The 21,844-nt window shown below is 41.4% G+C and carries 21 protein-coding genes, 1 tRNA gene and 1 pseudogene; 17 read left to right on the top strand and 6 right to left on the bottom strand.

Annotation, left to right across the window (positions count from 1 at the left end; genetic code table 11):
• Positions 1 to 5 precede the first annotated feature (5 nt).
• On the top strand, positions 6 to 791 hold the full coding sequence (truA, locus tag DRZ93_RS04480) for a tRNA pseudouridine(38-40) synthase TruA (protein WP_113744943.1): 786 nt from the start codon (positions 6 to 8) through the stop codon (positions 789 to 791).
• Positions 792 to 847: 56 nt separating this feature from the next.
• Positions 848 to 1,402 (top strand): annotated as a pseudogene (gene pgsA / locus DRZ93_RS04475) (CDP-diacylglycerol--glycerol-3-phosphate 3-phosphatidyltransferase); the annotation flags it as partial.
• A gap of 206 nt (positions 1,403 to 1,608) precedes the next feature.
• Here the strand turns inward: pgsA and DRZ93_RS04470 are convergent.
• Entirely contained in the window at positions 1,609 to 1,941 is a 333-nt protein-coding gene (locus DRZ93_RS04470) for a TusE/DsrC/DsvC family sulfur relay protein (protein WP_113744941.1), read from the bottom strand.
• Between the two features lie 17 nt (positions 1,942 to 1,958).
• Between DRZ93_RS04470 and DRZ93_RS04465 the strand changes: the two genes are divergently transcribed.
• A tRNA-Ser gene (locus DRZ93_RS04465) sits at positions 1,959 to 2,048 on the top strand.
• 220 nt (positions 2,049 to 2,268) lie between these two features.
• On the opposite strand, the gene ribA is transcribed toward DRZ93_RS04465, so the two are convergent.
• On the bottom strand, positions 2,269 to 2,868 hold the full coding sequence (gene ribA, locus DRZ93_RS04460; protein ID WP_113744940.1) for a GTP cyclohydrolase II: 600 nt from the start codon (positions 2,866 to 2,868) through the stop codon (positions 2,269 to 2,271).
• 420 nt (positions 2,869 to 3,288) lie between these two features.
• On the opposite strand from ribA, the gene DRZ93_RS04455 reads away from it, so the two are divergent.
• The 7 genes from DRZ93_RS04455 (at position 3,289) to pyrF (ending at position 10,930) form a co-directional block, all read left to right on the top strand.
• Entirely contained in the window at positions 3,289 to 5,115 is a 1,827-nt protein-coding gene (locus DRZ93_RS04455; RefSeq protein WP_113744939.1) for an AAA family ATPase, read from the top strand.
• 364 nt (positions 5,116 to 5,479) lie between these two features.
• Positions 5,480 to 6,160, top strand: coding sequence for a (d)CMP kinase (gene cmk / locus DRZ93_RS04450; RefSeq protein WP_218564270.1), 681 nt, complete (start codon positions 5,480 to 5,482; stop codon positions 6,158 to 6,160).
• 103 nt (positions 6,161 to 6,263) lie between these two features.
• Positions 6,264 to 7,934 (top strand): 30S ribosomal protein S1, encoded by a 1,671-nt coding sequence (gene rpsA / locus DRZ93_RS04445; protein WP_113744937.1) that lies wholly within the window; start codon positions 6,264 to 6,266, stop codon positions 7,932 to 7,934.
• A 419-nt stretch (positions 7,935 to 8,353) separates the two neighbouring features.
• Positions 8,354 to 8,659, top strand: a complete 306-nt coding sequence (locus tag DRZ93_RS04440; RefSeq protein ID WP_113744936.1) for an HU family DNA-binding protein — start codon at positions 8,354 to 8,356, stop codon at positions 8,657 to 8,659.
• 65 nt (positions 8,660 to 8,724) lie between these two features.
• Positions 8,725 to 9,027, top strand: coding sequence for a lipopolysaccharide assembly protein LapA domain-containing protein (locus tag DRZ93_RS04435; protein WP_113744935.1), 303 nt, complete (start codon positions 8,725 to 8,727; stop codon positions 9,025 to 9,027).
• A gap of 19 nt (positions 9,028 to 9,046) precedes the next feature.
• Entirely contained in the window at positions 9,047 to 10,210 is a 1,164-nt protein-coding gene (locus DRZ93_RS04430) for a hypothetical protein (RefSeq protein ID WP_146740848.1), read from the top strand.
• 18 nt (positions 10,211 to 10,228) lie between these two features.
• Entirely contained in the window at positions 10,229 to 10,930 is a 702-nt protein-coding gene (gene pyrF, locus DRZ93_RS04425) for an orotidine-5'-phosphate decarboxylase (RefSeq protein ID WP_113744933.1), read from the top strand.
• Between the two features lie 70 nt (positions 10,931 to 11,000).
• Here the strand turns inward: pyrF and DRZ93_RS04420 are convergent, their stop codons facing one another.
• A complete protein-coding gene (locus tag DRZ93_RS04420) occupies positions 11,001 to 11,402 on the bottom strand; it encodes an H-NS family histone-like protein (RefSeq protein ID WP_113744932.1) in 402 nt (133 codons plus the stop codon).
• 495 nt (positions 11,403 to 11,897) lie between these two features.
• Here DRZ93_RS04420 and sixA point away from each other — a divergent pair, with 495 nt between their 5' ends.
• The 5 genes from sixA to DRZ93_RS04395 all read left to right on the top strand — a co-directional run bounded on the left by sixA (position 11,898) and on the right by DRZ93_RS04395 (position 15,591).
• Entirely contained in the window at positions 11,898 to 12,359 is a 462-nt protein-coding gene (gene sixA, locus DRZ93_RS04415) for a phosphohistidine phosphatase SixA (protein WP_172458043.1), read from the top strand.
• Between the two features lie 115 nt (positions 12,360 to 12,474).
• The gene (locus tag DRZ93_RS04410; protein ID WP_113744930.1) at positions 12,475 to 12,672 is read left to right on the top strand and encodes a DUF1107 family protein; all 198 of its coding nucleotides are present in this window, start codon (positions 12,475 to 12,477) and stop codon (positions 12,670 to 12,672) included.
• Between the two features lie 181 nt (positions 12,673 to 12,853).
• The gene (gene prmB / locus DRZ93_RS04405; RefSeq protein ID WP_425450893.1) at positions 12,854 to 13,750 is read left to right on the top strand and encodes a 50S ribosomal protein L3 N(5)-glutamine methyltransferase; all 897 of its coding nucleotides are present in this window, start codon (positions 12,854 to 12,856) and stop codon (positions 13,748 to 13,750) included.
• 2 nt (positions 13,751 to 13,752) lie between these two features.
• On the top strand, positions 13,753 to 14,841 hold the full coding sequence (gene aroC / locus DRZ93_RS04400) for a chorismate synthase (RefSeq protein ID WP_113745954.1): 1,089 nt from the start codon (positions 13,753 to 13,755) through the stop codon (positions 14,839 to 14,841).
• A 9-nt stretch (positions 14,842 to 14,850) separates the two neighbouring features.
• On the top strand, positions 14,851 to 15,591 hold the full coding sequence (locus tag DRZ93_RS04395) for a nitroreductase family protein (protein ID WP_113745953.1): 741 nt from the start codon (positions 14,851 to 14,853) through the stop codon (positions 15,589 to 15,591).
• A gap of 61 nt (positions 15,592 to 15,652) precedes the next feature.
• On the opposite strand, the gene DRZ93_RS04390 is transcribed toward DRZ93_RS04395, so the two are convergent.
• Positions 15,653 to 16,249 carry a 5-formyltetrahydrofolate cyclo-ligase gene (locus tag DRZ93_RS04390; RefSeq protein ID WP_113744926.1) on the bottom strand — a complete coding sequence of 199 codons (597 nt, stop codon included), beginning with the start codon at positions 16,247 to 16,249 and terminating at the stop codon, positions 15,653 to 15,655.
• 37 nt (positions 16,250 to 16,286) lie between these two features.
• Entirely contained in the window at positions 16,287 to 16,619 is a 333-nt protein-coding gene (locus DRZ93_RS04385) for a cell division protein ZapA (RefSeq protein ID WP_113744925.1), read from the bottom strand.
• A gap of 139 nt (positions 16,620 to 16,758) precedes the next feature.
• Between DRZ93_RS04385 and rluB the strand changes: the two genes are divergently transcribed.
• Complete coding sequence (rluB, locus tag DRZ93_RS04380; protein WP_113745952.1) at positions 16,759 to 18,042, top strand: 23S rRNA pseudouridine(2605) synthase RluB; 1,284 nt, start codon at positions 16,759 to 16,761, stop codon at positions 18,040 to 18,042.
• A 371-nt stretch (positions 18,043 to 18,413) separates the two neighbouring features.
• Positions 18,414 to 20,021, top strand: coding sequence for a TerC family protein (locus tag DRZ93_RS04375; RefSeq protein ID WP_113745951.1), 1,608 nt, complete (start codon positions 18,414 to 18,416; stop codon positions 20,019 to 20,021).
• A 195-nt stretch (positions 20,022 to 20,216) separates the two neighbouring features.
• On the opposite strand, the gene DRZ93_RS04370 is transcribed toward DRZ93_RS04375, so the two are convergent.
• Entirely contained in the window at positions 20,217 to 21,830 is a 1,614-nt protein-coding gene (locus tag DRZ93_RS04370; RefSeq protein WP_113745950.1) for a methyl-accepting chemotaxis protein, read from the bottom strand.
• Positions 21,831 to 21,844 lie beyond the last annotated feature (14 nt).

The raw sequence follows: 21,844 nt of genomic DNA, 5'->3' as shown, positions 1-21,844 counted from the left end.
GAAATGTGCGTATAGCTTTAGGTGTTGAATATCAGGGAACAAATTATGCAGGCTTTCAGAGGCAGAATCATGCTGATACCATACAGGGTCAGCTTGAAAAGGCTTTGTCATTTGTAGCTGATGAGCCCATTACTCTTAACTGTGCCGGACGTACTGATACAGGCGTCAATGCCACAGGTCAGGTTGTATCTTTTGATGTGACAAAGGAAAGATCGGATAGAGCCTGGGTACTTGGTACCAACACTAAACTGCCAGATGATATAGCTATTACCTGGGCCAGGCATGTAGATGAGAGCTTTCATGCCCGCTTTAGCGCCAAGGCCAGACGCTATCGTTACATTATGCAAAGCTCACTTTACCGTCCTGCCATTTTAAATAAGGGAGTGAGTACCTATATGGGGCAGTATGATGTAAGTGTCATGCATGAGGCAGCTCAGTTACTGCTTGGTGAGAGGGATTTTTCAGCATTTAAGGCCAGTGATGATGAGTCACGCTCCTTTTTTCGCTGTGTGCACTTTTTAAATGTATCAGGTATTGGGCCTTATATTGTCTTTGATATACAGGCCAATGCCTTTTTACACCATATGGTTAGAAATATTGTAGGCTCGCTTTTAGAGGTGGGCTCTGGCAAACGCGATAAAGAGTGGCTGTCCATGGTGCTTGAGAGCAAAGACAGAAATATTGCAGGACCTACAGCCTTTGCCAATGGTCTGTATCTTGTGGATGTTACATATCCTGAGTCTTTTATGCTTCCAAAAAGGGATTTTTTGGGTCCACTGTGGTTTAACTAAGGTATTTGTTGTAGCTTAGGACTATAATAGAGCAGTAGTGTCAAAGGAAAATAAAGATGTACAATCTGCCAAATATTCTAACTATGCTCAGGGTGCTTTTAATCCCTGTGTTTGTCTTATTGTTCTACCTGCCAAACCCAGGCTCCAATCTTCTGGCCGCCTTTGTTTTTGTTGTGGCAGCCTTTACCGATCTTTTAGATGGGTATCTTGCAAGAAAGCTGCAGCAGACTACAAAGTTTGGCGCCTTTTTAGATCCTGTAGCTGACAAGATTATTGTCTGTACAGCCCTGGTGCTTATAGTTGAGTTCTACTCAGTCAAGGCCGGCAATTATTTTGAGCATATCAATCTTTTGGTTTCCATTCCTGCCATTGTTATTATCTCGCGTGAGATTGTAGTATCAGCTCTGCGAGAGTGGATGGCAGAGATTGGAGCTAGGGCACAGGTTGCTGTCAACTGGGTTGGCAAGTGGAAAACAGCTATACAGATGACAGCTATAACAGGTCTTATATGGAGACATAATGAGCCTATAATCTATGGCTCAATTGCTCTGCTGCTTGTGGCCACTGTACTTACCATCTGGTCTATGGTCATGTATTTAAGGGCAGCTTTTAAAACTGTGGATATACAGGAGAGCAGCACAAAAGAAAAGGGCATGACAGACTTGCCTGTAAAGGATAATGACAGTAAGCATGATGAGAGTGTAGCCCCTGGCCTTTCAGATAATACCAAGATCTAAGATATTATCAGTATTTAAAGAGTTAGGTAGATTAAAGGTACAAGTAAAAACTGTACCTTTAATTGTCTCAGGGTAATCTTTTAGACACATTTGACAGGTTTTTTAAGCCCTGCATATTTGGCGGCGCTTTTGGCGGCTCCATCTGGAAAGAGGGCGGCCAGGGCCATGGATGATGATAGATCTGTAAGTCCCTGTTGTTTTAGATAGGCAATAAGAGAGCGCATAGGAGGTGTGGTATTAAATTTTTCATAATAATCACGCACCGTTTTAATAATAATTATATGCCTGTCAGTAAGCTCTAGACCATCAAGACGGGCCATTTCATGCATGATCTCCTGATTCCATAAGCTCATATCCTCTAAAAAACCTTCAGCATCTGTTAAAAAAACTCTTTTATTAAATGTAAAAGTCATATATAATAGCCCTCATTGGATGGGTGGCAGAGCGGTTGAATGCAACGGTCTTGAAAACCGTCGAGGGTTTACGCCCTCCGTGAGTTCGAATCTCACCCCATCCGCCAGGCACCATATATGGTGCTTTTTTTATGCCCGCCGCCTTGTGGCTCTCATATAAGAAAGCCTGTCATAATTAAATTACAAAGTATTGTTATATCAGATCCTATATGTATATGTTATAGGAACTGTGTGTCTGCAACAGAGCTTAAATACATGCACTTTATAAAAAGAGCAGGATATAGGCTCTAAATAAAAAAGCTACCTTTAAAGGTAGCCTTGAAGCTATCAGTCCTGATGATGAAGCAGATGCCCCATACGTTTTTCCTTGGTATCTAGATAGCCTTCATTAAATTCATTGCGACCGTATTCAAGAGGCTCACGTGAAACTATCTGTATGCCATGCTCTTCAAGATCTTTAATCTTGGTTGGATTATTGGTCATCAGAATGATTTTGTTAAAGCCCAGCTGCTGCATCATAAGTGCACAGACATCATAGGTGCGGCCATCTGATGGGAAGCCTAATTTTAAATTGGCATCAACTGTATCAAGGCCTTCATCCTGCAGCTTGTAGGCTCTGATCTTATTAAAAAGTCCAATGCCGCGGCCTTCCTGGCGCATATATAAAAGTGCGCCGCGTCCTACCTTGGCAATTTTGGCAAGGGCGGCATCAAGCTGAAAACCACAGTCACAGCGCAGGGAGCCTAGGGCATCACCTGTCAGGCATTCAGAGTGAATGCGGGTTAAAACCGGCTCTCCATCTGCAAGATTGCCAAGAAATATAACAGCATGATCAAGAAGATTTTCATCACGAAAAATGGTTATATTAAAAATAGCATGCTTGGTTGGAAGCTTGGCAACAGGGCCCTGCTGTATTTTTGTAGTCACAATTAAACCTTCTTATTTGTAATAGTTACTAAAAATCATCAATGAACTAAGACTTAGTGGTTAAGATGAATTTTAAAATATCACAAGATTATACATCATTTGATCTAAAGAGCGTGAATCACATGAGAAACTAAAGCCTATTTGCGTGTTTAAAACTTAAAAATGTGAGTTGCTATGAAGATGCAAAAAAGCAGATGCAATTTATTTGCAAAAAGAAGCTTATATTGAAGGATGGAAAGGATAACTGTGTAAACTAAAATCTCTTATGCTTTAATTGCGCAATTTTAGAATCTAAATTTATGCTATCTTGTTTTTTATGTATCTGTAATTTTGTCTCTTGTTGATTTTAGAGTAAGATTGGATAAAGTACGAATCTTTATACAAGAGCAGCTATAAATAATCAGGATAAAGGGATGTATTATGATTAAAAACAATGGCACTGATGTCTTATCTGGTGAAGAAAACTTTGCCAGTCATATTTTAAACAATGGCTATTATGTTGATAAAACATCTTATCTTAGCGATCTCTTTGTTAAAAGACGTGGAAAAAATGCATTGTTCACAAGACCCCGTCGCTTTGGCAAAACCTTAAATATGTCCATGATTAAGGTCTTTTGTGAGCTTAACTATAAAAATCCTGGGGACACATCATATCAGCAAAAACTCTTTATAGACAATGGCCGTAATCTTGCTGTAGCTCAGGATGAGTATAAAGAGCTGCGCGATAAGGTCATGGGACAGCTGCCTGTTATCTATGTCTCTTTTAGAGGCGTTGAGGGCCTATGTTTTCATCAGGCCGTTGATAAAATTATTACTAAGATAGCACTGCTGTATAAATATTTTCTGTTTCTTGCTGATAGTAAAAAAATTCCTCAGGCGCAAAAGGATCTTTTTTTAAGTATTTACAATTTTTGTTTCAAACACAAAGGTGAATTAAAAAATGATGCTTTGCTTGATAAGGCAATATCTTATTGTGGAACCTTCATACCAACACTTGCAGATATGCTCTATACAGAGTTTGGCAGACAAGTTTTAATTCTCATAGATGAGTATGATGTGCCATTGCAAAAGGCAGTTGTGGCTGAGAAGCCTTACTATAATAAAATGCTTGGCATTATCCGTGATATAAGTGTTAATACCTTTAAGCAGGATCCTGATGCCTGGCTGTATAAGGGTATTATTACAGGCTGTTTAAAAATTGCCCATCAAAGTGTCTTTACTGATGCTAATAACTTTACCACCTTTAATGTAAACGATGAGCTTTACTCATCCTTCTTTGGCTTTACACAGGAGGAGACAGATAAAATCCTTGATGACTTTGGTGTAGAGTCTAAAAAAGATGAGATTAAAAAGTGGTATAACGGCTATAGATTTGGCAATGATTATGTCTACTGCCCATGGTCTTTAATGGAATACTGTTTTTCATTAACAGATGGTAACGATGAACCAAAGCCTTTCTGGGTTAACAGCTCAGGTAATGACATTATCACTCTGTACACTAAAAACTCAATAGAGGCTAATGATGCTGACAATATACAAAAGCTACAGGATTTAATGGATGATAAATCAGTTTTAATAAAACTCTCTGAATTTAGTGTTTATCCTGATATTAAACAAGGTATGAGCTTTGATACCTTTTGTACCATGATGCTGCAAACAGGCTATGTCACCTTTGATGAAAATTCAAAGCTTTTTGAATATGTGAGTGTGAAAATACCAAATTATGAAGTAAGAAAGGCTTTTGAGACCAAATTCTCTTACTTATATTCTAATGACAATGATAGCTGGAAAGATGAAGGCTTTAAGCTTTTAGAGGCACTGATGGGCAATGATATTGACAAGGCTCAGGCTATTATAAACTCTGTTCTGAGAGTCTATATAAGTATAAGACACTCAGGCTCTGAGCAATACTATCATGGCTTGATGCAGGGTCTTTTAATTAGCGCCGCACAAAAGAACAATATTAAGGTACTAGATGAGAGCGAGAGCGGTATTGGTTATAGCGATATTATACTTAAAGATTTTATGTATAAAAGAGCTATAATCCTGGAGTTCAAACGCGCTGGCGATGAAGATCTATGCCTTAGGACAGCTAATGAGGCCACAGAGCAGATTATTAAAAAAAGATATGCAGATCTTTTTGATACACAGTATACACAGGTATATGGTATAGGTATTGGCTTTTGTAGAAAATACTGTGAGATAGCATCACTTGGCAATATTGCAAAGCAGGCTAAAGCTGATTGAGCTTGGGCTTAATACAGAAATTTGTATCAATAGCTCAATATCAAAAACTATATAGACTGTATCTTTGTTAACATGGATCTGCATCTTCTCTAAAATGAGTCATACTAATATGTCATAGACAAGAGTCTGCCGCTTTTTTAATATATAGCACTCTATATCTTAAAAGTCAGTCTACCATTGTAACGTTTTTAATTTTAGCGTGCAGCGCATTAAAATACAGGTGTTTAACGCAGTTGTCGCTGCATGAACAATATAACAGCTCCATTGAATGCTTAAGTTCCTAGGCTTGCAATTTTGCGCAAAAAAGCTTGTATATAGTCTCCTATAATGCAATAATAGCTAAATTTTATAGTTTAGGAAATTAATTGTGGCAGAAAGTATAGTAATTACAGTAGACGGACCTGGCGGTGCTGGTAAGGGTGAACTTACACGTCGTCTGTCAAAGCAGCTTGGTTTTGATCTTTTAGATTCAGGTGCTATCTACAGAGTGCTGGCTTATGCTGCAAGAAAGGCAGGACTTGCTCTTTTTGACGAGGACTCTTTAGTACAGGAAGCTTTGGTATTAAATTTAAGCTTTGAGGTTAAAGATGACGGCGTGCACGTTTTATTAAACGGCGAGGACGTCAGCAGTGCCATCAGAACTGAAGAGGCTGGAGTCAATGCCAGCAAGGTGGCCGCCATTGCTTCTGTACGTCAGGCACTGCTGCAAAGACAAAGAGATTTTGCCCTTGAGGCACAAAATGGTCTTGTTGCAGATGGCCGTGATATGGGCACTGTGGTATTTCCAAATGCTCAGGTCAAGATTTTCCTTGATGCCAGCGCCGATGTCAGAGCCAGACGCCGTGTGCTGCAGCTTGAGAAGGCAGGTAAAGATGCCGATTTTGAGCAGATTTTAAAGGATATTAAAGACAGAGACGACAGAGATAGAAATCGTCCTGTTGCACCGCTTGTTCCTGCAGCTGATGCTCTTGTAATAGATTCATCAGATATGAGCATAGAGCAGGTGGTTGAAATGGCTATGGCAGAGATCAAACGCCATATATAGGATTTGTCATTGTGACAAAAGTATATCGTCATGGATGATGATATTAGTAAATAACCCCCCAAACGCATGATGCCAAGGGGCGCAACTGGAAATTATTACCTTAATGGAATCATTTGCACAACTTTTTGAAGAGTTCTCATCAGTAGAAACTCGCCCAGGTTCAATTGTCAAGGCTGTTGTTGTTGGCATTGATAATGGTTATGTTCTTGTAGACGCCGGCCTCAAGTCAGAGGCTTCAATTCCTGTAGATCAGTTCCTTGATGCTCAGGGCCAGATTGAAGTTAAAGTCGGCGATGAAGTAGATGTTGCCTTAGATCAGTTCGAGTCAGGTGATGGCGAGACCATCCTGTCACGTGACAAAGCCAAGCGCAACGAAGCCTGGGCCAAGCTTGAAGAGGCCTTTAAGAACAGCGATCCAGTTATGGGTCTTATCGACGGCAAAGTCAAGGGTGGCTTTACTGTTCAGTTAGGCGGCATCCGCGCCTTCCTGCCAGGTTCACTTGTTGACGTTCGTCCTGTTCGCGAGACAACTCACCTTGAGGGTAAAGAGCTTCAGTTTAAGGTAATCAAACTTGACCAGAAGCGCAACAACGTAGTTGTATCACGTCGTGCTGTTATTGAGTCAGAGAACTCAACAGAGCGCGAGTCAGTACTGGCCACTCTGCAGGAAGGTCAGGAAGTCAAGGGTATCGTTAAGAACCTTACTGACTATGGTGCATTCGTTGATCTTGGTGGTGTTGATGGTCTTCTCCACATTACCGATATGGCCTGGAAGCGCGTCAAGCACCCAAGCGAGATCGTAACTGTAGGTGACGAGATCGATGTTAAAGTCTTAAAGTTTGACCGTGAGCGTCAGCGCGTATCATTAGGCTTAAAGCAGCTTGGTGAGGATCCATGGGCCAATATCGCCACCCGCTTCCCAGTTGGCACCAACATCGAAGGCAAGGTAACCAATCTTACCGATTATGGCTGCTTTGTTGAGATCCAGGAAGGTGTTGAGGGTCTGGTACACGTATCTGAGATGGATTGGACCAACAAGAACATCCACCCATCTAAGGTTGTATCAGTAGGTGACAGCGTAACTGTTAAGGTTCTTGAGATTGACGAGGAGCGTCGTCGTATTTCTTTAGGCCTCAAGCAGTGCAAGCCAAATCCATGGCTTGAGTTTGCAGAGTCACACTCAAAGGGCGAGAAGGTAACCGGCAAGATCAAGTCAATCACTGACTTTGGTATCTTCATCGGCTTAGATGGCGGTATCGACGGTTTAGTTCACCTGTCAGACATTTCATGGCAGCAGCCTGGCGAAGAAGCCGTTCGCGACTTCAAGAAGGGCGATGAAATCACTGCTATCGTTCTGCAGGTAGACCCAGAGCGTGAGCGCATTTCATTAGGCTTAAAGCAGATCTCAGAAGATCCGTTCAGTGATTACCTTTCAACCAATCAGAAGGGTGCTCTGGTCAAGGGTGTAGTTGAGTCTGTTGACGCCCGCGGCGCCACCATCACCTTAGCAGAGGGTGTAACTGGCTATATCCGTGCTCAGGACGCTTCACGTGAGCGTGTTGAGGATGCCAGCACTGTGCTCAAGGTAGGTGACGAGGTTGAGGCTAAGCTTATCAACGTTGATCGCAAGACCCGTAACATCAGCCTTTCAATTCGTGCCAAGGATGAGGCTGAGGAGAAAGAGGCTTTAGAGAGCTTAAAAGAGCAGTCAAAGGGCACTGAGGCTCAGTCAGCTATGGCTGCAGCTTTCGAGGCTGCCCGTAAAGGCGAATAAGAGCTTTCTGATGTAGCACTTATTACAGGACAGGCGCCATAAGGCGCCTGTCTGCTATCTGTACTATATAAAATCATTATTACCCCTCCTGCTTTTCAAATGATAATAAAAGCTTAGCTTTTAGATAACAGTTATCCATAACGGTTTAAAATAATTATTATTTGTAAAGTTACTTTATACAATGAATATAAAACCCAAAAAAGGCATTTTTGTCTTATAAATTATGTGTTTATAAAACAAAATCTAATATCCCTCACAGTTTGTCAATATAATGCTAAATTTTTAAAAATCTTTGATTTAAATGCTTTTTTTAAATTGCATATGTGATATAAAATATCCGATATATTTAAAAAAAACATCTGGTCTATATAGTTTTTATAGCTCACTACAGCTATTAAAGCTGCGTAAAGGAATGCCTTATGACTCGTGCCGATTTAATAAACACTTTAGTAGCTAAATACTCAGAACTGCCACCTGCCCTGGTTGATGATGTCGTCAGAGAGCTGTTTGAGCAGATGATCAAATCTCTGGCCTCCTCTCAGAGAATTGAAATTAGAGGTTTTGGCAGCTTTGAAGTCAGAGTCAGAGCTCCGCGCGTGGCTCACAATCCAAAGACAGGTCAAAAGGTTGAAGTAGGAGAGAGACGAGTGGTGCATTTTAAACCTGGAGTTGATCTTAAAGAAAAGGTAAACTCATTAAAAGACAAGGATTTAGTTGAAGATTAAATACTTCTTTATACCTAATAAGTATTAAAAATGCTATTATAGGTTTATTGAATCCGAGGTTTTTTATGCTTAAGTTTTCTCTTTATATAGTTATTTTTGCTGTTGTTTTCTTCTGGGGCCTGGCTGTAGGCTCAGCCAACGGCACTGTAGTTTCATTTGATTTTCTGTTTTTAAAGACCGATCTGTCAGTATCTGCAGTATTTGCTGTAGGTATTGGTGTTGGTATACTTCTAGGTATTTACGCCTCCTTACTTTTCTGCCTTAGAGTATGGCGCAATGCTCATCAGGTAAAGAGTGAGTTCAAGCGTTACAAGAAAAGCGAGCATAAGCAGTTAAAGACCGAGCAGAACGCCAAGGGCGCTGACTAATCTCCTCTGTGAGCGGTTAATGTTCGAATTACTGTTTTTATTACTACCTATTGCGGCAGCCTATGGTTATTACATGGGCCGCTCATCAGTCAGCTCACAACGTCAGGAAGTGCAGAGCAAAAAGAATGTCACTTACCTAAGAGGTGTGGAGTATCTTTTAAACAATGACAAGGACAGGGCAGTAGATAAATTTATTGCCTATCTTAATGAGTCAGATCCAAGCTTTGAAACCTCGCTGGCGCTTGGCAATCTGTTTCGTCAGCGCGGAGAGGTGGACAAGGCCATCTCTGTGCATGAATCCTTATCTTTAAATACTGAATATGAAAGCGCACAGATTGAAATTGCAAAGCTGGAGCTGGCCCGCGATTTTTTAAGTGCCGGACTTTTGGACAGAGCTGAAATCATACTTACAGCTTTAGTTGATATTCCTCGCCAGAGACGCAATGCAGCCTCGCTTTTAGTAACACTGTATGAATATGAGCATGACTATAACCGAGCCATAAAGGCAGCTCTTGATTATCAGAACGATCTTGGCGACATTGTCATACGCAAGCTTTCAAACTTCTACTGCCAGAGAGCAGAGAGTGAGGAGGCCTCAGGTGAGGATGACAAGGCTTTAGCCTCGCTGCAAAGAGCTATAGATGTTGATAAAGATTCAATCAGAGCCCGTTATCTTTTATCACTGCGCTACATAAGAGCCAAAGATTTTGTAAAGGCTCTTGAGCTGCAGCGTCAGATAAGCAGTATTGATCATGATGCAGGGCTTGTCTGTCTTGAAATTTTGCAGAAAATCTACACCAACAAGGCTGATTTAAAATACAGAATAGAGCTTGAGGATCTGGTTCGCCGTACGTTGTCATCGGCTGCCATTGTTGAGCTTGTTGAGGTTATTGAGCTTACAGGCTCTGTGCATGATGCCAAGCTTCTGTTAACCTCCTATATAAAGGACAGACCTAATTTAAAACTGTTTTCAGCACTGATGCGTCTGCGCTCTAAAGAGCTTGATGCTAGTGCCAATGATGCCATTTTGCAGCTAAAAAGTCTTGTGGATGCTCAGATTGCATCATCTGCTCAGTACAGCTGCTGCCGCTGCGGCTTTGAGTCAAAAATGCTGTTCTGGCAGTGCCCTTCATGCAGACGCTGGAATACCTTAAAGGCCATACGCGGTCTTGCCGGTGACTAATCTTTAATTGAGGTAAATATGATAGATCCTAAGGTTATTGTGGCTCTTGACTATGCAAGTGCCGCTGATGCTTTTAATTTTGTGGATAAAATTGACAGCTCACTGTGTAATTTAAAGGTAGGCAAGGAGCTCTTTACCATTGCAGGACCTGACTTTGTCAAAGAGCTTGTCAAAAGAAATTTTCGTGTATTTTTAGACTTAAAGTTTCATGATATTCCAAATACAGTGTTAAAGGCCTGTGAGGCAGCATCTGATCTTGGTGTATGGCTTGTAGATGTACATACCACAGGAGGCTCTGTGATGATGGAGATGGCAGCTAGGGCTCTTAAGGCCAACAACAGTGCTACTAAAATCATTGGCGTTACTGTACTTACCTCCATGGATGAGGCAGGCCTTAAAGAGATTGGCATCGATATAAGTCCAAAAGAGCAGGTGTTAAGACTTGCAGCTCTTGCAAAAAACAGCGGTCTTGATGGTGTAGTGGCCTCAGCACAGGAGAGTTCAATCATACGTCGAAGCTGCGGTGATGACTTTTTAATTGTAACACCTGGTATTCGCCCTGCAGGCAGTGATATTGGCGATCAGAGCCGCATTATGACACCAGCACAGGCTATTGAGGCCGGATCTGATTATCTGGTTATTGGCAGGCCTATAACCAAGGCTTTAGATCCTGTACAGGCATTAACTGAGATTAATCAACAGATTCAAAAGGCTGGTTAAAATTTAGGTATAAAAATGAATAAAGCCTTATACAAGGCTTTATTCATAAAATGGCAGATTGATTTATCAATTAATCATCAATACGGAAATCTTCTTTGCTCTTGCCTGTCTGCTCAAGCAGGTTGCGCAGATGGGTAGGCAACTTGCCCTGACCGGTCCAGGTTCTCTCAACACCGTCAAGATCAGTATATTTATATTTAGGTTTGAACTTTAATTTCTGATGCTTGTTTAATGACTTTGAAGCTACAAGATCATCAACACTAATATTGTTAACCTGTAAATACTCAAGAGCCTGCTCTAATTTCTCCTTGCGCTCTGCCTCTTTTATTGATTCCTCAAGCTCAGCCTCTTCAATTACACTGCGAATTTCCTGTAGCTTGGCAATAATAGAATCAATATCCTCTATTGTGGCACCTCGCAGGGCAGCCTGCAGATTACGGGCATTTTTCAAGGCCCTAAGTGACATTGGCATGACATCTTCCTCTATAATATCTAATACGTAAAATAATATAATAAAATAATAATATTATATATTTATTAAAAGTGCAAACTTTAATTATTACTAATAAATAATATGCTCTTTTATAAAAATAGACAAAGCTTAATTTACACTGAATAACATATTAAAATTATGATATTTTCAGGCACTTTTGGTCTTTAGGTGTATAAAAAAACTAATATCTATAAAAAATATATACAAAAATCAGCATCATATTTAATAAGCACATGTAATGTCTACGAGTTAAGTGGGATTAGTGTATGTTATAAAGCCTTTGTGTATGATAAATACAAATGTATGGATAAAATGGAGGCTAAAGTTATAAAGCAAATGTATGCATGAAGAGTCTAAAATTGAGTAAGCTGATTAAAGCACAGTTGAATGTTCTGTTGTAAATATTGTGTGTACTTGCTAATATAGAAATGCCTTTAGATTATATGTTAACAAAAGATGAGCACGGAGAGTTTTATGCACATAATTATAATGCGTCATGGGGCCGCCACCTTTTTGGGCGCCGACAGAATACTCACTCCTGAAGGCATTGACGAGGCTCACTCCACAGCGCTCAAGCTTACCTCTGTCTATGATATAAACCGTATTGTAACCTCACCTAAAACCAGAGCCTTTGATACTGCAAAAATAGTACTAGAACATATACATAATGATGTGCCATTTGAAGAGCTCAAAGATCTGACCCCATCTGGCAATGCATCTGCGGTAATTGATTATATTATGGCCATAAGCCAAGCAGATGATACTGTGCTTTTGGTTTCACATATACCTCAGGTTGAAAATTTAGCCTGCGAGCTTTTAAAAAACAGTAATTTTCCGCCTTTTGTTACAGCCTCGGCATTAATTGTAAAAATAGAGCATGATAAAGCACATCTCGTGTCATTTTTAAGCCCAAGCAGTGAAATTATATACACCTAGATCGCACATTTATAATTTAGCCTGAATTTTGATAATTTGTTGCATGACAAAGCTTTAAATGGGCCGATCTTAAGACTATTATTATAGTGTGTACCACACAGATGGAGATTAGCGCATGCGACATTTCAAATTCTATTCACCTGTGCATATAGCAAAACATGTCAGAGCTTTTTTCTCTGGCGTCTTTACTATTCAGGGTATAGGTACGTTTAGATTTGAGTTTGGCAGAGTCATTGTTGAAAAAAGCCAGGAGCTGACATTAAAGCAGGTAGCCAGGGAAATTAATGCACTGCTGCAGGCACAAAAACAGTGATTATCCATTTGAGCATGAAATAAAAGGCACTTTAAGCTACAATAAAGTGCCTTTTTAAATTTTAGATGATGTAAAAAATATGAGTGATGCCCTCTTAGATACTGCTATAGCAGAAATTTATGAAAGTCTTGATACCCCACCTGCAGGTGATGAGATTTACAAGGCTTTGTGTGAAGAACTGATGACAGTACAGGATGCTGTACGTTATATAGTATCGTGCTTTTCATCCCATCAGATTTATGTAGGCCATGGTACCGAGAGCTACTGGGATGAGGCTTTAGAGATTGTGCAGGCTGTGATGCATCTGCAGCCGCCATGTGATGAGAGCACTTTAAGCTCAGCTTTAACGCTAAAGGAGCGTGAACTTATTGCCAAGATTGTACAGTGCCGTATTTTCTCACGCGTGCCAACTCCATATCTGACTCACCGCGCCTTTTTCTGTAATCATGAATTTTATGTCGACAGACGCGTTATTGTGCCAAGATCGCCAATTGCCGAGCTCATAGAAAGCGGCTTTGATCCATATGTTGACAGAATTCCTGAGCGAGTTTTAGATATGTGCACAGGCTCTGGCTGTATAGCTATTGCCATTGCTCTGCACTTTAACGGCGAGTGTGAGGTTGATGCTGTGGATTTGAGCGAGGAGGCACTTGATGTCTGCCGCCTTAATATTGAAGGCTATGAGCTTGAGAGCGTAGTAACTCCTATTCAGAGCGATCTGTTTGAAAATCTGCCAGAAGGCGATAAGTACGATCTTATTGTGGCCAATCCTCCTTATGTTGATCTTGAGGATCTTGAGTCTATGCCACCTGAGTATCATCAGGAGCCGTCTCTTGCCTTAGGCTCTGGTGATGACGGTCTTGACTGTGCCAGAATCATTCTTGCAAGGGCAGCTGACTATCTTACAGACGATGGTATTTTAGTTATGGAGGTTGGTAATTCCGAGGTGCATTTAATCAAAGCCTTCCCTCAGGTGCCATTCCACTTTATCGATCTTAAAAAGGGAGGCTGCGGAGTCTTTGTTCTAACCTGTGATCAGCTAAAGGCCTATGCCGATGTCTTTAAGGCAGGGGTATAAAAGTGGCAGGAAATACATTTGGTACCAATTTTAAGGTTACAACCTGCGGTGAGAGTCATGGTAAGGCTTTAATGGCCATAGTTGACGGTACACCGCCTTTAATTGAGATTAGTGAGGATCTTATACAAAAGGATCTCAACAGACGTCGTCCAGGCTCTACTCAATATGGCACGCCACGCAATGAGCCAGATCAGGTTCGCATTGTCTCTGGTGTGTTTGAGGGCAGAACCACAGGTACGCCTATAGGTCTTATTATTGAAAATACCTCACAGCGCAGTCAGGATTATGGCGAGATTAAAAATTCATTTCGCCCAGGGCATGCTGATTATACCTATGAGACCAAATACGGCATACGCGACTACAGAGGCGGCGGCAGAGCCTCGGCCCGTGAAACTGCTATGCGTGTGGCAGCAGGCGCCATTGCCAAAAAGGTACTCTCCGATCTTTTTGATGTAACTATACAGGGTGCTGTGACAGCCATAGGTCCAGTAAAGGCTCAAAGCATTGATTTTAACTATGCTGCACAAAATGCCTTTAACTTTGCAGATGCGCAGTGTATAGGGCAGCTTGAGACTTATTTTGATGATTTAATGGCACGTCATGACTCATGCGGAGCCGTAGTTGAGCTTGTGGCCAGAAATGTGCCGCAGGGCCTTGGTGAGCCTGTATTTGATCGTCTTGATGCCACCATTGCTCATGCCATGATGAGTATCAATGCTGTAAAGGGCGTGGAGATAGGCGATGGCTTTGCTCTAGCCTCCATGGAGGGCAGCCTGGCGCGTGATGAGATAACCCCAGAGGGCTTTATCTCCAATCATCAGGGTGGCATTTTAGGCGGTATCAGTACAGGGCAGGATATTTGTGTGCGCATGGCTTTAAAGCCAACATCAAGCATATTAGTGCCAGGACGCTCCATTGACAAGGAAGGCAGAGCCATATCCATTGTAACTAAAGGACGTCATGATCCATGTGTTGGTATAAGAGCTGTGCCAATTGCCGAGGCCATGCTTGCTATCTGTCTTTTAGATGCGCTCTTGTCCTTTAAAGGTCAGTGTTTTAATGTTGTAAACAGCAGCTACAGGCTGCCATAGGGATTTAATATGAATGCTGTTGAAACTATTTTAAATCATCAGTCAGTACGCAACTTTACAGGTCAGAGCCTTACAGATGAGCAGGTTAAAACTCTTTCAGAGGTTGTGGCAAGAACTTCAAGCTCCTGCTTTTTCCAGACTGTAAGAGTTATAAGAATTACTGATAGGGAAAAACTTGAGCGCATAGCTGAGCTCTCTGGCGATCAGGAGCATATTGCCAGATGCGCCGAGTTCTGGATGTTCTGTATCGATCTGACACTGCTTATGCAGCAAAATGAGCTTAAAGCTCCTTTTCCATTCAGATTTTTCTACTCAGGCATGAATGATACCTCACTTACCTGTCAGAATGTACTGACAGCAGCTGAGAGCATGGGTCTTGGCGGTACCATTATAGGCGGCTTCAAGCCAGGTATTGTTGAGATCTCAAAGATGCTAAATCTGCCTTTTGGTGTGGCCCCATGTTTAGGTCTTATCCTTGGTGTGCCAGATGTCAATTATCTTGAGCAGCAGAAACCTCGTCTACCTCTTGACTATCTTATCTTTGAGAACACCTATAAAGATGTAGTCACCAAAGAGGGTATTGATGAGTATAATGCCACTTTAAGAGAATATTATGAAAACAGAAAGTACAATAGACGCTCAATTGACTGGAGCAGTGCCTGCTCTGCAATGCTTGGCAATACAGCAGCAAAGCCTTCACTAAATCCAATTATTGAGTATTTTAAAGGTCAGGGTTTTTCTTTTGACTAAAGAGCTTACACAAAATGGCCTGCTTATAGCAGGTCTTTTTACATCTGATATATATCAGGCATCAGTATTTTTTTATAAAAATATAATGCTCTTTTTCTGTTATAGCCTCATCAAGTGGCATATCCCAGCTTTGCACCGGAATATACTGAAGCTTTTGAAATTCATGGGCAATACCTATGACAAGACAGTCAGATGAGACACGCTTTAACATTCTGTCATAATAGCCGCCGCCCATACCAAGACGGTTGCCCTTTAAATCAAAGGCCAGCATAGGTACAAGCAAAATCTCAAGTTTTGCTGTATCTGCCTTATTCTGTGTAAGCGCAGCAGGCTCTTTTATACCAAAGCTGTTTACAACAAGGTTATGCTCATCATAGCTGTAAAAATCCATATGACCTTTAATCTTGCTGTTAATTACAGGCAGATAGACTTCATGCCCTAAAGCCTTTAGATGGGCATTGATATTTTGCATATCAATTTCATTTTTAAAGGAGCTATAGGAGCCTATAATCCTTTTTTGTGATAAAAAAGGGTGGGAGGCTATGGTGTTGAATATTACAGATGAGCTTGAGTAAAGACTGTATGTATCAAGCTCGTGACGCTTTTGTTTCATTAAAGAGCGCAGCTGTGCTCTTTGGTCTTTGATAAAATCTGACATTGATAGTTACTAATCTTAATAAAACTTATATGTAAAATTATCTGTTATGTATTTTTTCAATACAGCGGCTTATTTCATTTAAATTGCCATAGACACGATTTAGTGTAGATTGAGCCTGCATGGCAAAGGGAGTGTGGCCCTGTGCTATGGCCATAAGTTTTGACTGAGCCTCAAGGGCACAGAGTATGGCACCCTGCTGCGGGGTCAGATTGGGATTGTCTCTTAGTATTTTTGCACACAGATCCTGAACTTTCTGAATGGCACTTTCAAGTGCCTCTTCTTGATCTTTACGACAGCGTACGGAAAAATTCTCACCTAAAATGGTAAAAGAAATGTTTATATCAGATTGTGATGGACCTGCCTCTGACATGAAATTCTCCTTAACACTTAAGACTTTTTATTTATCTAAACAGTGATTTTAAAGGTATAATATAGCAAATTTGTCATAATTGTATATATGCTCTTAGTATTTAGGGTCTATATAGGAATTTTTAAAATAAAGGTGAAAAGTGACCGAAAAACTGCAGAAGGTCCTGGCTAGGCTGGGAGTAGGATCACGTCGAGAATTAGACGCATTAATTGCCCAGGGCAGAGTTGAAGTAAACGGTAAAGTTGCTACAGTAGGCGAAAGAGTTGAAGATGACATTACTGTAAAAATAGATGGAAGAGTTGTTGCTACACCTTTATCTTCAAATCCAAAGTGCAGAGTTCTGATGTATTACAAGCCAGAGGGCGAGCTTACCACTATAAGCGATCCTGAAGGCCGTCCTACAGTGTTTGATCATATTCCAAAGCCAGATACAGGACGCTGGATCTATGTGGGTCGTCTTGATTTAAATACCTCAGGTCTTCTGCTCTTTACCACAGACGGTGAGCTTGCCAATGCGCTTATGCATCCTAAAAATGCCATTGAGCGTGTGTATGCGGCCCGTATCTATGGTGATGTAAGTGATGAGCAGATTTCAGCTTTGCTAACTGGCGTAAAATTAAAAGATGGCATGGCCAAGTTTGATAAAGTGTCCTTTCAGGGCGGTGATGGCCGCAATGCCTGGTATCATGTCAGCCTCAAAGAGGGCAGAAACCGTGAGGTAAGACGTCTGTGGGAAGGCGTGGGTCTTAAGGTTAGCCGTCTGATTCGTATCAAATATGCAGGACTTGCGCTTGATGAGACTTTAAAGACAGGTCAGTACCGTGAGCTTACCCTCTCTGAGATTAATAATATACGAGCCCTCTCAGGGCTTAAGTCACTATCTGACTCTCAGATTGCAAGAACTCCTCTTGCTTTAAAATCTCAGCACAAAAAAGGTCCTAAGATGGGATCGGCCGCTGCCCGACCTAAAGGCAGAGCTGCAAGAGATTTAAGATCAGATGATAGAGCACTCAGACGCTCTGATGCCAAAGATGCACTGCGCTCAAGAGGACGTGATGATAAAAAGAGAACCTATGGCAGATCGGATGACAGACGCTCTGTACGTTTTGCCAAAGATGCAGACTCTTATGAAAGCTCCTTTAGTCTAAGACGCTCATCAGCAGGCAAAGGCAAACAAGACGGCTATAGAATGGATAGGGGCTCATCCCGTCACGATGAGAGACGTTCTGGCTCATATGGCAGCAAAGATGGGGGCCTTAATTTTAAAGTTGTAAGATCGCAAAGATCTGATAGCAGCTCCTATAAGCACAAAGACTCTCAAAGCCGTCATTATTCAGAAAAAAATGAGTCACGTACTATGCGCAGGGACAGCAGCCATGGCGGCAAAAAAATAATTGCAAGGCGCGGCCGCGACTGGTCATAGAAAATACAAAGACAGATTTTAATCTGCCTTTAAATCTTATAAATAGTAAAAAGCTGCTGTTCATGGCAGCTTTTTAAATATTATCCCGTATAAAGTATCTACTTTTAAAGCATCTGTCTTTTTTCAGATAACATAAAACTTTCATCATATTTTTGGATAATAGAATGGTTAATTTGCGATTTAAATACATAAATGTGGCGCTTTTTACTATTTAAAAACGCATAAATTTAGTGTATATTCATACTACTGCCATAAGGCATAAGCAATATTAAGATAGAAAAAAGTGTCAACAGACAGTAGTAATAGCCCGTGCGGTTTATTTATAAAATCCCCCCTTTTTATTAATCTTTCTACAAGCGATGTGATTTACCATGGATAGTGCCGTTGTTGCTCATCAGGTTATGTTTGACATGGCCTGGATCTCAGATCCGACTGCATGGCTTGGTTTACTGACCCTTGTAGTCATTGAAATTGTACTTGGTATAGACAATCTGGTCTTTATTGCTATTCTCTCTGCCAAACTGCCACCGTCGCAGCGCAACAAGGCCCGTTATATAGGTCTTGGCGGTGCGCTGGTGATAAGACTTATTCTTTTGACCTTCATCTCCTATATTGTCTCGATGACGGTGCCTTTATTTCATATAAGTGAATTTGGTGTCTCGGGGCGCGATCTGGTGATGTTTGTTGGTGGTATCTTCCTGCTCTATAAGGCCACACATGAGCTGCATGCCAAGCTTGAGGGCTTTGATGAGGAGCTCTCGGCCACCAAGGCAGCAGGTAATGCCTTTGGTCTTGTAGTTATACAGATTATGGTGCTTGATGCCGTATTCTCGCTCGATGCCATTATTACAGCTGTAGGTATGATTGATCATGTCTTTATCATGATGTTTGCAGTTGTAATTGCCATGGGCGTGATGACTTTAGCCTCCAAGGCTATTACAGAATTTGTAAGCCATCATCCTACAGTGGTTATTCTCTGCCTGGGCTTTTTGTTGCTAATTGGCTTTAGTCTTATTGTCGAGGCTCTGCACTTTCATGTGCCAAAGGGTTATTTATATGCTGCCATTGGCTTTTCCATTCTTATTGAAGTTTTCAATCAGGTGGCAAGAAAAAATACTTTGAAGTTAGGATCTGGCACTGCTGTATCTATGCAGAACCGCGAGGTGGCCGCCAATCTGGTGCTACGTCTTTTAGGCTCCAATTTAAATCAGGTGCAGACCTTTAAAGAGGCCATTGTCTCAAAGACTGATGCCTCGGTTTTTAATTTCCAGGAAAAGGAAATGGTCTCGCGCGTGCTACAGTTATCCTCACTGCCTGTCAAGACAGTGATGACAGCAAGAACTGATATAGACATGGTAGATATAACCGACAAGGATAGACTCTTTACAGATATTGGTAACTGCTCTTTCTCCCGTGTTGTAGCCTATAAAGACGGCGAGAGGGAGAATCCTATTGGATATATTAAGAAGGCCGATCTTCTAAGTCTTGATTTAAAGGACAGAAGTATAGAGCTTGACTCTTATATTAGAGAGCCTCTGTATCTGCCAGAGACAGTTAATGTGCTAAAGGCACTTGAGGAGTTTAGAAAATCCAAAAAGTCCTTTGCCTTTATTGTTGATGAATTTGGCAACTTTGAGGGTATTGCCACCTTGCATGACATTATGGAGGAGATGGCAGGAGAACTGCCGGATCAGGCTGAAGTGCCTGAGCTTGTCAAACTCTCTCCTGCTGTCTTTAAGATTGAAGGCGATGCCATTTTAAAGGATGTAGCCCGTCTTACAGGCTTTATAGTGCCGCAGTCTGATATTTATCACACCATTGCAGGCTTTATTCTTGACTATCTGCAAAGACTGCCTGTAGAGGGTGAGAAAATAGCTCTGCCAAAATGGGAGATTGATATTCTAAAGGTTGATGGCATGACCATTGAATCTGTAAAACTTATCAATCTTACCGCCCTTAACAAAGAAAATAAGAAGTAATTGTTTATCTGCACTCTTTGATTAAATACAAATCAAGAGTGCAGATCTTATCTTTAAAACTCAAAACCTGAGTAAAAAAAACAATGCGCTTTTTTATTAAAGACAGGCAGGGTATGGATTTTTTATGCCTATGGCAGATAGAGTAGGGCACAATAAAAAAGGCTGCAGCAGGGCAGCCTTTTGCAAGGACTTTAATTAAAATCGACCTTTGACCTTAAACTCGGAAAGTTTGTCTAAAACCTCCTTAAGTGCAAGGCCTGCATTGTTTACAGCCACAGAGTTTTCCTGCGAGGCTTTGTACACCTGCTGTGTAATCTGTGTCACCTGCTGCATATTGCCAGAGATTTCAGCTGTAGATGAGCTCTGCTGCTCGGCTGCTGTGGCAATCTGTGTGATCTTCATATTTACATCATCGGCATTGTTGATAATACCGCCTAATATCTCCTCAAGAGTCTTGGCAATCTGTGCCACATTGTCCATATTATGTACAGACTGATTCATAGAGTCAGAGGCAGTCTTGGCATCATTCTGCACACGTGAGACCATGTTTGAGATCTCCTGTGTAGAATTTGAGGTTCTCTGAGCTAAAGCACGTACTTCATCGGCCACCACAGCAAAGCCACGACCTGCCTCGCCGGCACGGGCTGCCTCAATGGCGGCATTGAGGGCCAGAAGATTGGTCTGCTGTGAAATACCATAAATGGTCTCAACAATGGTGGTAATATTCTGAGTCTGTGCCACAAGCTCATCAATGTGCTTGGCATCTACCTTGGTCTGCTCAACCTGAGCATAGATATTGCTGATGGTCTCCTGCAGAGTATGCATACCCTGCTCGGTAATATTGCGGGCATGGTTGGCAGCTTCGGTGGCACTCTGACAGTTTTTGGCAATATCAGCTGTAGTTGAGGCCATCTCATCGGTGGCGGCAGCTACTGTTATAGTCAGGCTTTCACCTTGCTGTGCCTTTTGAATCATAATATCTGATGTATTTTGAATATCTGCAGAGGCGCTGGAGAGAGCTGAAATCTTATCTTTGACATGCAGTATGCGCTCTGAGAGCTGTATACGCATATCATTAAGTCTTCTTGTCACCATGCCAAACTCATCTGCGCTGTCAGCTACAATATCGTGTGTCAGATCGGAGTTGGCTATAGTGTCAACATTGCTCATGGCATGGGACAGTGAAGTGGTAATGCTCTTTGAGATAATGGTGGCCATAACCATTGAGAAGATAATCATGCACAGGGTAAGACCTAACACATAATAAATAGGCTCATAGCTTGAGAGTGTATCTGTAGCCTCGCGTGAGGCATCTACATGATAGGAGATTATCTTATCAAGATTGACAATGGCATCAATATACAAAGGACTCATGGTCACATAAAAGACGCTGTTGCTAAGATTTGGATTTTGTGACTGCAAGGCCCTGGTAAAGATTGAGGTATAGACATCGCTGTATTCTTTTAAGTTGGAAGTTATCTGTTTTAACTCTGAGGCATACTGCTTTTCTGGAAAGTTATAGATTAGATTTTCAAGCTCTTTTAATTTACCTGCCACGAGCTCATGCTCTATATTCTGACGTAAATTTTCCTTTTCAATCATATTGTGCAGCTCATGGAAGGCATCACGTGCACTAGCTGCAATACTGTAGCGGCTGGTAAGATTGCTGTGAACGTCAGCAGATACTGAAATGGAATTTAAAAGCTGTTTGGAGGCAAAGCCTGCTACAGCTGTTGACAAGACAATAATAGTTATAAAAACAAGGTAGAGTTTACTTGCAACTTTGAGATTTGATAGGTATTTTAACATAAGGAGCCTTCTTA

It is taken from the genome of Anaerobiospirillum thomasii, assembly GCF_900445255.1.
Lineage (GTDB): Bacteria > Pseudomonadota > Gammaproteobacteria > Enterobacterales > Succinivibrionaceae > Anaerobiospirillum_A > Anaerobiospirillum_A thomasii.
The sequence above is the reverse complement of the archived record's forward strand: the minus strand, read 5'-3'. Positions and strand labels throughout refer to the sequence as shown.